The organism is Maribacter sp. LLG6340-A2, from assembly GCF_045057105.1.
GTDB lineage: Bacteria > Bacteroidota > Bacteroidia > Flavobacteriales > Flavobacteriaceae > Maribacter.
The window spans coordinates 1,000,462-1,014,951 of record NZ_CP159332.1 but is presented as its reverse complement, the minus strand read 5'-3'; the positions used below and the strand labels follow the sequence as shown (position 1 = coordinate 1,014,951).

Annotated in this window: 12 protein-coding genes; 4 read left to right on the top strand and 8 right to left on the bottom strand. The window is 35.5% G+C overall.

Features of this window, described 5'->3' with window-relative positions:
• Positions 1-48: 48 nt before the first annotated feature.
• From ABVM52_RS04175 to ABVM52_RS04155, 5 genes are all read right to left on the bottom strand, one after another.
• Positions 49-1,479: an SLC13 family permease gene (locus tag ABVM52_RS04175; RefSeq protein WP_405384002.1), complete on the bottom strand. Its 1,431-nt coding sequence runs from the start codon at positions 1,477-1,479 to the stop codon at positions 49-51.
• Between the two features lie 55 nt (positions 1,480-1,534).
• Positions 1,535-3,226, bottom strand: a complete 1,692-nt coding sequence (gene lysS, locus ABVM52_RS04170) for a lysine--tRNA ligase (protein WP_405384000.1) — start codon at positions 3,224-3,226, stop codon at positions 1,535-1,537.
• 39 nt (positions 3,227-3,265) lie between these two features.
• Entirely contained in the window at positions 3,266-3,991 is a 726-nt protein-coding gene (locus ABVM52_RS04165) for an SGNH/GDSL hydrolase family protein (protein WP_405383997.1), read from the bottom strand.
• Positions 3,992-4,077: 86 nt separating this feature from the next.
• On the bottom strand, positions 4,078-4,641 hold the full coding sequence (locus tag ABVM52_RS04160; protein WP_405383995.1) for a thioredoxin family protein: 564 nt from the start codon (positions 4,639-4,641) through the stop codon (positions 4,078-4,080).
• Between the two features lie 104 nt (positions 4,642-4,745).
• Entirely contained in the window at positions 4,746-5,798 is a 1,053-nt protein-coding gene (locus ABVM52_RS04155; RefSeq protein ID WP_405383993.1) for a helix-turn-helix transcriptional regulator, read from the bottom strand.
• A 94-nt stretch (positions 5,799-5,892) separates the two neighbouring features.
• On the opposite strand from ABVM52_RS04155, the gene ABVM52_RS04150 reads away from it, so the two are divergent.
• Genes ABVM52_RS04150 through lipB form a run of 3 tightly spaced genes read left to right on the top strand, consistent with a single transcriptional unit; the run spans position 5,893 to position 7,537 of the window.
• Positions 5,893-6,048: a YqaE/Pmp3 family membrane protein gene (locus ABVM52_RS04150; RefSeq protein ID WP_074669928.1), complete on the top strand. Its 156-nt coding sequence runs from the start codon at positions 5,893-5,895 to the stop codon at positions 6,046-6,048.
• 11 nt (positions 6,049-6,059) lie between these two features.
• Positions 6,060-6,797: a hypothetical protein gene (locus tag ABVM52_RS04145; protein ID WP_405383990.1), complete on the top strand. Its 738-nt coding sequence runs from the start codon at positions 6,060-6,062 to the stop codon at positions 6,795-6,797.
• Positions 6,798-6,823: 26 nt separating this feature from the next.
• Positions 6,824-7,537 (top strand): lipoyl(octanoyl) transferase LipB, encoded by a 714-nt coding sequence (gene lipB, locus ABVM52_RS04140; RefSeq protein ID WP_405383988.1) that lies wholly within the window; start codon positions 6,824-6,826, stop codon positions 7,535-7,537.
• Positions 7,538-7,567: 30 nt separating this feature from the next.
• Here the strand turns inward: lipB and ABVM52_RS04135 are convergent, their stop codons facing one another.
• From ABVM52_RS04135 to ABVM52_RS04125, 3 genes are all read right to left on the bottom strand, one after another.
• Positions 7,568-8,260, bottom strand: coding sequence for a hypothetical protein (locus ABVM52_RS04135; RefSeq protein WP_405383986.1), 693 nt, complete (start codon positions 8,258-8,260; stop codon positions 7,568-7,570).
• Between the two features lie 116 nt (positions 8,261-8,376).
• Positions 8,377-10,827: a ribonuclease HII gene (locus tag ABVM52_RS04130; RefSeq protein ID WP_405383984.1), complete on the bottom strand. Its 2,451-nt coding sequence runs from the start codon at positions 10,825-10,827 to the stop codon at positions 8,377-8,379.
• 36 nt (positions 10,828-10,863) lie between these two features.
• On the bottom strand, positions 10,864-11,454 hold the full coding sequence (locus ABVM52_RS04125) for a ribonuclease HII (protein ID WP_405383982.1): 591 nt from the start codon (positions 11,452-11,454) through the stop codon (positions 10,864-10,866).
• A gap of 209 nt (positions 11,455-11,663) precedes the next feature.
• Between ABVM52_RS04125 and ABVM52_RS04120 the strand changes: the two genes are divergently transcribed.
• A complete protein-coding gene (locus tag ABVM52_RS04120) occupies positions 11,664-14,477 on the top strand; it encodes a TonB-dependent receptor domain-containing protein (RefSeq protein WP_405383980.1) in 2,814 nt (937 codons plus the stop codon).
• The last annotated feature ends 13 nt before the right edge of the window (positions 14,478-14,490 follow it).

The following is a 14,490-nucleotide window of genomic DNA, read 5'->3' as shown; positions in this document are numbered from 1 at the left end:
TAAAGCCTTTGCAATTTGCAGGGGCTTTATTTTTTTGCCTTGATTCAACTAAAATAAATAAGGCAATACAAATTGAAACAGTCCAATAAGCAATAGAACGGCAATAAGGTTGAGAATAACCCCGGCACGAGCCATTTCATGAACTTTAATATATCCGCTGGCAAACACAATAGCATTTGGGGGTGTGGCCATGGGTAGCATAAAGGCACAGCTACTTGCAATAGTAATAGGAATTAACAAATAGGTGATGGGTAGGCCCAAACCTATGGCAATACCGGCCACTACTGGTGCCAATACGGCAACAAGTGCAACATTGCTCATTAATTCTGTCATAAACAGCATTAAAATAATAAGTAGAGATGCGGTGAACAAAATACTAAGGTTACTTTGCCCAATACCTTCAGCTACCAAATCTACAATACCGGAAACCGACATGCCATTGGCAAGGGAAAGTCCGCCACCAAATAAGATAAGGATTCCCCAAGCTAGCTTTTGGGTGTCTTTCCATACTAGAATAAAATCGCCCTCCTTAAGATTGTAGGGAATTGTAAATAATGCAATGGCCGCAAACATACTGATCAGCGTATCTGAAAGTCCCAGATTTGGAAATGTGGAATTGATCAATGTTCTAAATACCCAAAGAAAAATAGTAACTGCGAATATTACCAAGACCATTTTTTCCTTGCCAGAAGTAGGTCCCAGTTTATGCAACTCATCTTGGATAAGTGTTTTAGAAGCTCTAAACTTTAAATTTTGTGTTGGGAAAAATACCTTTACCAATACCACATAGCAGATAGTAATCATGATTAAGGAAAATGGTAATCCTATAATCATCCATTTTAAGAATGAGATTTCAATATTGTATTCGTTTTCCAACAAGCCGATTAAAACAGAGTTTGGTGGGGTTCCAATTACCGTGGCTATACCGCCGGCATTGGCAGAGAAGGCAATGCCCAACATTACGCTTAGGGCAAAATTACGGTCGCGTTTAGTGAAGCCGTCTTCATCTTCGATCAATAAGTTGATGACGGACATGGCAATAGGTAGCATAACTACCGTACTTGCGGTGTTACTGATCCACATACTCAAGACTGCGGTAGCGATCATAAAGCCTAACACCACCTTATTGGCAGTTGTTCCGGTAAGTTTAATAATGGTGAGGGCAATACGTTTGTGTAGGTTTACCTTTTCTAAGGCTAGGGCCATTACAAAACCGCCAAAGAATAAAAATACAATTGGGCTACCGTAATTTGCACCAACATCGCCAACGGGCATAATTTTTAAAATTGGAAAAAGTAGCAGGGGTAAAAGTGCGGTTACGGAAATGGAAACCGCTTCTGTAACCCACCAAATAACCATCCAAAGTGCAACGGCGATTACTGCATCTGCATTTTCTGAAATGAATACCTTAGGTAAAAGAATGATAATAAAAAATACGATAGGACCTATAAATAGACCTATTTTACTGCTTAAATTCATGCTGGTTGGTTTTGCCAGCTTCTAAGCTACTATTTTTTATTCTTCCTGTAAATGGCTATTTTAAGATTTCAACAAAAAGAACATCTTCTTCCTTGTAAATTTTGGCTAATTGCTGTTTTGTAATGCCTTTAATACCTTTATCCCAAGCCTTATTGCTTAAATCGGCTTTCGTTTTAAGTACGGCAAGTTCCATTTTCTTTTCGGCCTTTAAAATATCGAAAATTACCTTTTCGTTATCGGACAATTGTAGCGGTTTTTTCTCTGGTCTCATTTGAGGGAAGAACAATACTTCTTGTATAGAGGCATTATTGGTCATCAACATTACTAAACGGTCAATACCAATGCCAATACCGGAAGTTGGGGGCATACCATATTCAAGAGCTCTAAGAAAATCTTGGTCTATGAACATCGCCTCGTCATCACCTTTTTCAGAAAGTTTCAATTGCTCTTCAAAACGTTCTCTTTGGTCAATTGGGTCATTCAGCTCAGAATAGGCATTTGCCAACTCCTTACCATTTACCATAAGTTCAAAACGCTCTGTCAATGCTGGGTTATCTCTATGTTCTTTGGTTAACGGACTCATTTCTTTTGGGTAGTCCGTTATAAATGTTGGTTGCACGTAATGGTGCTCACATTTTTCACCAAAAATTTCATCGATGAGTTTACCGACACCCATGGTTTCGTCCACTTCCAATCCTAATTTTTTAGCGGTTTCACGAAGCTCATCTTCGGGCATTCCGGCAACATCAACACCTGTATGTATTTTTATGGCTTCAAGAATCGGCACACGTGCATACGGAGCTTTAAATTCAATTTCATTTTTACCAACGGTAATTTTTGTGGTACCGTTAGCATCCATAGCTATTTTTTCCAGTAATTTTTCGGTAGTATCCATCATCCAGTTGTAGTCTTTATAGGCTACATACAGTTCCATTACCGTAAATTCTGGATTATGGGTACGATCCATACCTTCGTTTCTAAAATCCTTGGAGAATTCATAGACACCATCAAATCCGCCCACAATCAATCTTTTTAAATATAGTTCGTTGGCAATTCTTAAGTATAAAGGAATATTTAGGGCATTATGGTGCGTTAAAAACGGACGAGCAGTTGCACCGCCAGGTATAGGTTGTAAAATAGGAGTCTCAACTTCTAGGTAACCTTTATCGTTATAGAACTCACGAATACTATTGGTGATTTTAGTTCTTTTAATGAACGTTTCTTTCACCTTTGGGTTAACGACCAAATCAACATAACGTTGACGGTAACGTAATTCAGGATCATTGAATTCATCGTATACCTTACCTTCCGCATCTTTTTTAGGTAATGGTAAAGGTCTAAGCGATTTGCTTAGCATGGTAAATTTTTTCACCATAATGGTTTTTTCACCAACCTGAGTGGTAAAGAGATCACCTTCAATGCCTATGATATCTCCAATATCCAATAATTTCTTATAGACATCGTTGTACAAGGTTTTATCATCTCCTGTACAGATTTCATCTCTGTTAAAATAAACTTGAATACGACCGGTACTATCTTGAAGCTCGGCAAAAGAAGCCTTACCTTGAATACGACGAGACATAAGTCTACCGGCAACAATTACCTGTTTACCCTCTTCGTAATTGGATTTTATACTTGCCGATGTGGCGTTTACAGGGTATAAAGCCGCGGGATAAGGATTAATACCCAGCGCTCTTAATTTTTCCAATTTTTCTCTTCTGATAAGCTCTTGCTCCGATAATTGCATGCCGTCATTTATTTAGCTGGCAAATATAATCGATATGTCTTAATCTTTCAATCTTGTAGACACTAAAGGATAGAGTCTTTCTACAAATTTTTCATAAGCCAGGGCAGAAGGGTGCAAACCGTCGCTAGCGACCAATTCAGGTTCCTCTATTCCTTTTCTGGTGATATCCGTAATATTTAAAAAAGTAACTTCTTTGTCTTGCGTTATGGATTTGGCAAAATCATTATATCTGTCAAGTTCAACAGAAATTCTTTCACTACCATTGCTTTGCCCGTAAGGTGTGTAGTAATAATCCGGTATGGACAAAACAATAACCTTATTGGAATTATTACCTGCTAAGCTGATAGCTTTGTTTAAAAGTTCGGTAAATTCAGATTCATATTGTGAAAACGGTCTAGATTGAAATTGATTGTTCACCCCTATGAGTAGCGTAACTAAATTATAATCGCCAGATTCACGACCACCAATTGATGACAATAGTTGATCGGTTCTCCATCCTGTTTGTGCAATCACCGTTGTATTGACTTTATAGTTTTTGTTTTCTTCAATTTTAGCACTTAGTTGAGCCGGAAAACTACCGCCATTAGCAACACTTTCACCAACGGTATAACTATCTCCAAGAGCTAAATAAGTTATCGTTTTCAGATTGATAGTGTCTTCTGCTATTTGTTCAGATCTAATTTCTTCGTTCTGGCTACAAGACGGAATTATGGTAAAAAGAAAAACTAGTAATGGAATTATAAAAAACTTGTTGGAGTATGTCATAGTTATCTAACGTAATAGAGATATAAATGGTTTTATTTAAACTATAAAATACTCAATTATCCTCAAGTTGTTTGTTATGGTGCTCTTTAATCAAAATGTAATGATGAGGCATAATTGGGAATATATTCTTGATGCGAAACAATTTTCAAGATATCATCCTCTAAGGTTCTAATGGGTGTTTCAATTATTCTATTTATTTCTCGTCCGTTTTTGTAAAATATAAAGGTGGGAACTCTTCGAATGTTCAATCCCCATTCTTCGCCCTGTGGGCTTTTCTTATAATTTTCTTTCCGTTTGTCAAGAGCAACTATTTTTAAATGTTCTTTTGGGTAATCTATAGATTCTAGAATTTTTATAAATCTGGGTACTTCACGTTTACTATCGCCACACCATGTTCCCATAAAAATTATAATTCTGAAATCGTTTATCTTGTTTTTAATGCTATTAACTTTCTCATTATCGGTTTTATAATCATTAAAATTAGGTTGAAACCATGTTTTATAGGTGTTAGATGAAAGTGCATCTACAGTAATTTCTCCAAGTAAAAATGGTTGTTGATTATCGATTTTTACTTCTTGAATGGTTTTTTGAGCGCGGATGTTACTAGTGTAGCTAAAACATAAAGTAATAATTAGAAATGATAGTTTCATGATTTTCGGTTTAAGATTAGACCGGAAAATTCTTGAAATTATTAACGAAAGCTTGTTATATGTGGGTGGAAATAGGTACTAGACCCCAGGTGGAATTTTAAAATTTATTGATAGCGCTGCTTTATTTCTTCTCTTGAAGCCACTTCTAATTTCTTGTAAATGTTGTTGATATGGGTTTTTACGGTACTAACACTTATGAACATAGCGGCAGCTACTTCTTTGTTGGATTTGTTTTCTAGAATTTGTTTTACAATGTTGTTTTCTTGTTCTGTTAATTTAGAAAAAGAATCATTTTGTGCTTTTTTTGCATTGCTTCTATGTCTTATAATGTAATAAGCATTTAAGCCTACAGAAAGTGTCAATAATAAAGGAAGCAACCACTTCCATAAATTGAATCGAGCTGTGTTTTGTTGGGCAATTTGTTGGTCGATGTTTAGTTCATTGAGGTATAGTTCAGTAAATGGCGCATCTGCATATGTAGCAGATAACCGTTCTGCTAGGTCATTATAATAGTTTGAATTTAAAATATCTTTAAGGTAATAGGAATATGTTTCATTTCTCTTATCTGACAAAAAGCTGAAAATGTATAATTCTGCCAGCGGTTCGTTTGTTTTTTTGGAGTAATCCTGTAACGTGGAAAACCATTTTTTAGAATTTAATCTATTGTTGGCACTACTTCTAAATTCATTAAAGTCGTAAGCCATTTGCTCTTTTAATACATCTATATCTAAAAAGACAGAAGATGTAGTATTGGTAGATGTAATTTCGCAAAGTGCTTCGTTATCAAATGAAGTAGGGAAAGTAATGGTATCGGTATTTTTGGCAATAAATAAAATTCTTTTACTGAACTCGCAACTGCCAAAAAAATGAGCAGTATTAGCGTTAGACTCAGAGCAATCATCAATATGTATTCTATAGACTCTGTTTTGATCCAATAAGTTGTCTCCATTGAAATTAAAATAGCCCAATGAGTCCGTGGTGGTTTTTTTTAATATCTGCTCCATCGATATTTTATCAAACCTTCTGTAGTCTTCTATGATGGAAAGGTAAATGGTTTTGCCCGGTTGTGGTTCTGCAATTTGACCTTTAAAATTGTATTGTGCTGTACCTATGGTTAATGAAAATTGCAGACCAATAAATATTAAGTTTCTCGGCATTGGTTTTATAATGATGGTTTTTAAATTGATTTTGTAACAAAGTAGGTATACTTGCGACGTATAAGGTACATCAATCAATCAAAATTATAATCAAATGAGTTTAATTCGCGTATTGCTCGCCATATTTTTTCCTCCTTTAGCGGTTTTAGGTAAAGGTTGTGGGTCATTTCTAATTGTTTTACTTTTAACTTTTTGTGGCTGGGTGCCGGGTGTAATAGCTGCACTGGTCATTTTAAACAATCCTAATTAGAAAAATCTTTCATGAAATTTTTAAAAATTTTCACAGCTGTTATAATAACGGTACTTTTTGTTGCCTGTAATTTTACAGAAGAAATTTACTTCAACGAGAACGGTTCAGGTAAAATGAGTATAGCTTTTGATGGCGGTGAAATGCTACAAATGTTGCCAGAAACCGACTCTACTAAATTAGAGGAGGTAATAGATTCTACGCTGGTATTTAAAGATTTATTGATAGAAAAGAAAGATAGTATAGCTAAACTGTCACCAGAACAACAAGCAAAATTAAAAAGGTTAGAGCCTTTTAAGCTGCATATGAAAGTTGATGCGGAAAACGGAATTATGAACTTTGATATGTATACCGATTTTAAGAACGTAACGGAAGTCAACGATGCTTTTAATTCTTTTCAAAGTGCAAGTGCTATTGGTCCTATTTCCGGAGGTAAATCTATGCCTGGTGGAGCTACCGAAGAAGCAACACAAGTGAAATATAGTTTTAAGAGAAATAAATTTAAGCGAGAGACTATAATTTTAGATCAAACTTTGTTCGCTAATAGTATAGATAGTTTAGCGGGAGCAGAAATGTTCTTGTCAGGTTCCACCTATACCTTTAAATATCATTTTCCCAGGCGTGTAAAATTTACCAATATAGAAGAAGCTACATTTTCAATGGATGGTAAAACTATGGTACATGAGGTAAATTTCTTGGAAATGATGAAAGACCCAGAATCTATGGTCATTGAGGTAGAATTGGAAAAATAGCCTATAGCTTTTCATATCTTTGCAAGATGAACAAGAAGGTGCAAGTACAAGATTTAGGTCTTAAAGATTATAAGGCAACTTGGGACTATCAAGAACAGTTGTTTCAAGAAACGCTAGACCTTAAAATACGGAATAGGAGAGAGGAGTTGAATTTAGATACTCCAAATCATTTTCTTTTTGTAGAACATCCACATGTATATACTTTGGGTAAGAGCGGAGATATTTCCAATCTTTTGGTAGATGAAAAAGTTTTGGCAGAAAAAGGCGCCACTTTTTATAAGATAAACAGAGGAGGGGATATCACCTATCATGGTCCTGGTCAAATAGTGGGTTATCCTATTCTTGACTTAGATAATTTCTTTACCGATATTCATAAATACCTTCGTTTTCTGGAGGAAATGGTCATTTTAACTTTAGCTGAGTACGGTATAAAATCTGAACGTTCACCAGGTGAAACAGGTGTTTGGTTAGATGTCGGTACTCCGTTTGCACGTAAAATTTGTGCTATGGGCGTACGAGCTTCACGCTGGGTGACCATGCATGGTTTTGCATTGAACGTAAATGCCAATTTAGGTTATTTTGATATGATGATCCCTTGTGGTATTAAAGGCAAAGCGGTCACATCATTAAATGTAGAGCTGGGTAAGAAAGAAGTTTCTATGAATGAGGTAAAACAGAAACTCCTAAAACATTTTCAAATACTTTTCGAAGCTGAAATAAATGAAAAAACCGAGGTGTAAGCCTCGGTTTTTTTATGTTTTGAGATTAGTCTATTTGCTGTGTGCGGTAAGCAATGTACTGCTCATTAGATCACCGTTCTTCTTATATGTTTCTTGTTTTACCATGCCAATGCCTTCGGCAAGCCACACTCTAGATGGGTACACTTGGTTTGCCATCATCATTTTAGATCGGTTTTCACTAAAGAGTACAAAGCAATCGTAAGTTCCAGCTGGCGTAGTAACACTTTCTTTTTTCTCTACATTTCTGTTGGTCATATCTACGGTCATATTCATATTTATACCGCTCATGCTAACTTTCATTGCAACATTGGCGTCATTAAGTTTTTGGCCAACGCTAAGTTCATTAGGTATTTCAATATCATTACCTGTTATTTCAATATCCATATCCCCATATTGCTGCATCATTTCAGACGGTAATAGAGATTCGTAATCCAATGTCACCATATTTCCGGAACATGATAAATTATAAGTAGTGCTATAAATATCTTTTCCTTTCTGGTCCTTCATGTCTATAGCCATTGTTGCATTGGTCGTTCCGGCAGAATTAGTTGCCTCTACAACCTTGTACGTGCTAACACCTTGAACCTTTCCTTTTTTGTTATAATTGGTGTATTCCATTGAAACACCTTCGTTCATTGGGTAAAAAGTGCTACAATTGTCTTGGGCGAAAATGGCGGTGGAGCCAAATAACAGAAAAATTAAAAATATTGATTTTGTTTTCATATTGTGCTTATTAAGTTTGATGTCCTACTTATTTAAAAATATGAAATACAAAGCGTGTAAATTTTCAATTTGTATGAACGGTATATAAATCTTTGTCAAACTTAAGATTCCCTGTATCAACGCATTTTGTATACTTTAAAACTGTTTTCTTGGTCTTTGAAAACAAAAGCAACCTTTTTATTACCATTGTCCGCCATGTCTATTATTGAACTTCCAAAAACCGGAAATCCGGAAATAGGCTTGGCCTGGCTATCGAATACGTATATTTTTTGATTCTGAATATCGGTAACGGATACATAAATTTTATCGTTTAAATAGAAAATAACCGGTTGGGAATACACACCTAGTTCAAGTTCAACTTTTTTATCACGTATCCTTAATATATTATCGTTCATAATTGCCAAAGTTTTGGAGGTGGCGTCCATTCCGTGGTCCTTGGCCAAGCTTAAGTTGCTAGACGATACTTTGCCTTTTGTATCTATTTGATATAAAATTCCGTCAACGGTAGTAAATGTAAACTTGTTTTGATAGAGTCTTATGGCGTTGTCAGAGAAAGAAAACTTATCATTCACGCTGACCCTTGTCTTACCTACCCTGTTCAAAATTTTAAGTTTACCGTTGTCAAGTTTAAAAACAAGGTAGTCTTTTCTTCCAACTCTAAAGTACTGTGGCGTATCTTCAATATTTGCTTCGGCAGTAGTATATTTAAATCCTTTTACGATTTCTCCTTTTTTGTTATACATGTAGACCTTGTTGTTTTGAGTCACTACAAAACGATAATCTTTACGGCCTTCATAGTCGTACACCGCTAGTGGATTTACATTTCCTCCGCTAAAGGTAAATGTAAATGGTTTTACTTCATTACCATTTCTGTCCAATATTAAAAATTCATTGTTTGTGGTAAATGCCATTTGTAATTTTCCGTTCTTAAAAAGATCAACTTGGTGTATTTTTCCTTGAATGGTACTGTTAAGCTGTTTTTCCCATAGAATTTTACCACTTGCAGAAATCAAGTAGAGGATATTTTCTTGATCTTGAACAACAATTTCTTTTTTGCCGTTGTTGTGGTTGGTAACAAATTGTGGAAGGGTGGCAAGGTCGGTTTCAAGCTTGGTTTCAAACACGGGGTTTATGGCTTGTAGTTCATTTTCCTCGGTAATCTTTTTGATTAAGAAATTGACATGAAAAAATCCGGTATCGGCAATAAGTTGTGAGGCAAAAACATAATCCTTTAAATCACTTTTTAAAAAATTGCTTCCCAATATACTAGAAACCGTTTTCTGTAGATGTGCTCCTTCTGCTTCTAATGTCGAGATTCTTATTTTGCTTGATGTTGAAGTAAGTTTGTCCTCCACATTTTTAAACAAGGTAGTTTTATCAAAAGTATTTTCTGTATTGATTTTTGAAATAACCGTTTCTATAGCGTCTTTCGTTTTTGTAAATACAATGGTATTGTCAATAATACTGGCATAGTTGAATGAAAGATTTCCTGTCAAAGGATGTAATGCTGAGAATAGCCCAAGATTAGATGTTAATTGCAAAATTTCATGCCCACTAAATTCATTGGTAGAGGTTTTTTCTGTATTGATGTATTCTACTAATGACGCTGTGCCAAAAGTTTTTAAAAAAAGAATCTCCTCATCATTATATGATGCTAGGCCAATTTCCTCTACGGTATATAATAAAGAGTCTTGTTCGGTTACGGGAAATCCTGCTGTATTCTTGTTCTGAATAAACTTTGCGTATTCTTGAAATCCGAATGAGGTTACGGTTGTTGCGTTATTGGGGATAAGATTCCATAGGGTATTGGAAATCGGTTTGGTGTCGTTAAATAAGTTGACATCGACTTTGGTCTTAGATGAAGGTAAGGCTACACCGTTCATTTGTAATTCTTGGTCGTTTAATGTGATGTCCACAGATAGCCAGCTTGCAAAATCCAAGTCATGTAGGTCTGTGGGGAAAAGTTGTTTTAAAAGAGATTTGCCATGTTCCAAATCTATCCAAATATTGGCTAGCTTTTCTTTGTTGGCGGTATTCAGGAATTCATTTATTGCAGAATGGGTATTCATGTTCTCATTTCTACTTAAAATAGATTTCAAAACCGTTTGTGATGAACTTAAAATGGTATAATCGTAAAAAGGTGTGCTGTAAAATGTGACATCGTTCAATTGATAGGAAATAATGGTATTGGAATTATAGGGGATACTTTCAATACTTTTGTCGGTAATTTTCTTATCTATTAATGAAACACTGTCCAAGGTAATATAAGTGAAATCAAAATCTGTACTATCCTTGGCCGTTAAGGTCAAAAGGCCAGTGGTTTGGTTATTTAAAAAATGTAACGCCTCTATTTTACTTGCAATTTTGTTTAGGGGTTTTAATTGCTGCAATTTATTATAGGGCTCATTAGAATTAATAGCCGTCTTTAGAGATTCAAATTCATTTATTTGTATAGCAAATACAGTATTGTCAGGTATGGCATCTAAGATAACTTTCTCTGCTGTTTTACGTTGCGTACAAGCAAAACAGAAGAATAGAAGTAGCGCGTAGGTTAGGAAAAGCCTCATGTAAAAAATGATTTGTGTAAAGTTATGGTATTTGTATTATTTAGAGGGGTCGTCCGCCAAAAGCTTGAAACTCATTCTGTGATATTTTGTAGGTCCATATTTCTTGATGGCCGCTCTATGTTCTTTGGTGGGGTAACCTTTGTTTTTTATCCAATTGTACATAGGATATTCTTCGTGTAGTTTTAGCATATAGGCATCTCTTGCTGTTTTGGCTAAAACTGATGCAGCGGCAATTGTGGTGTATTTTGAGTCGCCCTTAATTATGCAAGAATAGGATATGTTTTTATAGGGCTTAAACCTATTGCCGTCTACAATAATATGTGATGGTTCTGTTTTAAGTTGCTCTATAGCCTTGTGCATGGCTAATATGGATGCATTTAAGATATTGATTTCATCTATCGTTTTAGGTTGAATATGTACAATGCCATAAGAGATGCATTCTGATTTTAACAAAGGTTCCAAAGTAATTCTTTTATGATGGGATAGTAACTTGGAATCGGTTAGAATTGAATTTTGAAATTCCTCGGGCAAAATTATTGCGGCCGCGGTTACCGGACCGGCTAAACAACCTCTTCCAGCCTCATCAGTACCTGTTTCGTTAATGTTTTTATGAAATTTAAGAAGCATTATGTTTTTTTTAACTTAAAATTTGGAATTTTAAATTCAACTAAAAAGTTAAATAAATGATTATTTTTTACTAAAAATTCAAAAATTAACAATAATTAAGTAATAAGTGGAATAATTTTTAACATTTGGTTTTTTTGAGTTAAGATAGTTTTTGCATGAGAGTGCGATTTTTAGGAATTTTACCGCAAGCTAATTCAAAAACAAATTTTATGAAACAGAAGTTGACGTGGATGTTGACACCGCTATTGGTGTTCTTCATGACATTTTCCTATGCACAGGAAAAAACAGTGACCGGTGTTGTAACCGATCAGGGCGGAATGCCTCTACCGGGTGTGTCCGTAGTAGTGGTTGGCACAACAAACGGTACTCAAACAGATTTTGATGGTAATTATACCATTAATGCTGGGCAAGGCGATCAATTAAGATTTTCTTACCTAGGGCAAAAAACAGTTACCCTAAGTGTAGGGGCGTCCAATACCATGGATGTACAATTGGAAGAGAGCGCGGAAGCCTTGGAAGAGGTAATCGTAACAGGTCAGGGATCTGGTATAGCTAAAAGAAAACTATCAACCACTGTTGATGTTTTAGATGCTGAAGATATTGATAAATTACCTGCTAATCAAATAGATCAGTTGTTGCAATCTACAGCTCCTAGTGCTCAAGTTCGATTAAGTTCTGGACAGCCAGGAACCGCAGCAATTATTCGTACTCGTGGTCCTATATCTGCAGCTTCTTCTGCTACGCCTGTGGTAATAATTGATGGTATTAGAGTAGATAATCTAAATTCAAACCCTCAATTAGGAATTGCAACTGGTGGTGCCAATGTTTCGGCATTAGCTGATATTCCAATGGAATCAATTGAAAGAATTGAGTACATTAAAGGTGGTGCTGCAACAACATTGTATGGAGCCGATGCTGCAAATGGTATTATCCAAATCATTACTAAGAAAGGTAAAGATGGTAAGAGTTCGGCCTTTTTTGAAAGTAATGTTGGTGTCATTAAGGCTACTAAAGATTATTTGAGATATGATAGAACTGCAGAAGCTATTTTTCAACCAGGTTGGTCGCAACAATATAGAGTTGGGTTAAATGGTGGTTCAGATAAGTTCTCATATAATTTTGGAGGTAGCTTATATAAGGATGATAGCTACAATGATATAAATGAGCAAATTAGAAGAACGTTTACATTTGGTATGACAGCTAGGGTTACTGATAAGTTGAGATATCAGGGGTCTTTGTCATTTGTGAATTTTGAATCTAATCTTGATTATAATGCAAATACCAGTTTCTCTAGATTCTCAAATATTGAGGGTTCCTCTAGAGGTGATACAGAAGGTTTTACAGAGGCAGAATGGCAAGATGAAGTAGCAAGATATGCTCGTATTGGTCAATTGGTTGATATATCTAGTACAACAAATCGTTTTACGGCTTCAAATAAGTTTATATACGATATCGATGATAATTTTCAAGTAAATGCCACGTTGGGTATTGATAACAGAAACACGGTTCAAGAAGAGCTACAGAGCAATCAATTATTGGTTGAATTGGGAAGTATTGCACCTGGAACAACAGATCAAGGTGCTTTGACCAGAGTTTTAAGGTCTGCATTTACGGTTACAACAGATTTGAACTTAACTCATAAAGCTTACACGGATAATTTTTCATTTGTAAGTATATTGGGTGCTCAATTTTTCAGGTCTTCAGATAGACAGAACAGATTAGAAGGTTCTGGTGGTGTAGACGGTACAAGGTCCCTAAACAATTTTTCTGAGCAAACATTTTCAGATTTTGTTTTAGAAAATGCAAACTATGGTCTTTATTTCTTAGAAAACGTAGGTATCTATAATGTTGCGTTTTTAGAATTTGGAGGTAGATTGGATAAGAATACTATATCGGGTGCCAATACTGATCCTTTATTATTACCTAAGATTGGATTAACGTATAATTTTAGTGACCATGATTTTTATAGAGATGCTGATATCAGTAATACTATATCAACTATAAAATTAAGGGCAAATTACGGTGAGGCTACTAATTTTGCCCAACCATTTGATCAAGATAAAACCTTTGCTCAAAACCCGTTCTTGGGAGGACCATCGTTTACCTTCTCAAACCCAGGTAATGATGAATTGGTTTCAGAAAGAGTTAAGACTACAGAATTTGGTGTAGAGTTAGGCTTTTTCAGTGATAGATTGTTTCTTAGTGGTACAAGATATATAGGTGTAACGGAAGATGCTTTGTTTACGCCACAATCAGCACCATCATCTGGTCAGTTAAATCAAATCCAAAATATTGGAGAGGTTGAGAATAAGGGTTATGAGCTTGCTTTAACAGCTACACCTATTCAAACTGAAAAGCATAACTTAAGTTTAAATTTATCTTATAACACAAATGAGAACCTTGTTACTGATTCTGGAGGTGCTCCACCATTTGTAGTTGGTGGATTTACAGTTTTGGGATCTGTAGTTGAGGAAGGTCAAAGTCTAGGTTATTTAAGAGGAACTGCAGCTATTTTGCAAGACGATGGTTCCTATGCATTTGAAGCTAATACTGCTTTAGGTGATACTTTTGCTCCAAACTTTGGTTCTATGGGATTAAATTATACTTATGGTGATTTTAATTTCTTTGCTACTGCAGACTATCAATTTGGTGGTAAAATCACTGACTTGAGCTTCTTGCTAAGACATTTAAGAGGAACTGATGATACAGGAATTCCAGAGGAGTTGATAGGAACAACCTCTCCTTTTAACTACGTTAATTTCTTTGTGTACGATAATGATTTCTTAAAAGTTAGAAACATAGGTGCCTCTTATAATTTTGGAGATATAGCTAAACCTTTGTTCAGTAATATTAGACTTGGGGTAACGGTTACCAATCCATTCAATTGGACGGCAGGAACTTTTGACCCAGAGACTACCGGTTCTGGTATTTCTGCGCAAAATGGTTTTGCCAGTGGTGGATTTGCATATGGTACGGAATCTGCTCCTAGAACTTACGTAGCCTCATTAAGGTTTGAATTTTAATAAAAAATTGTAA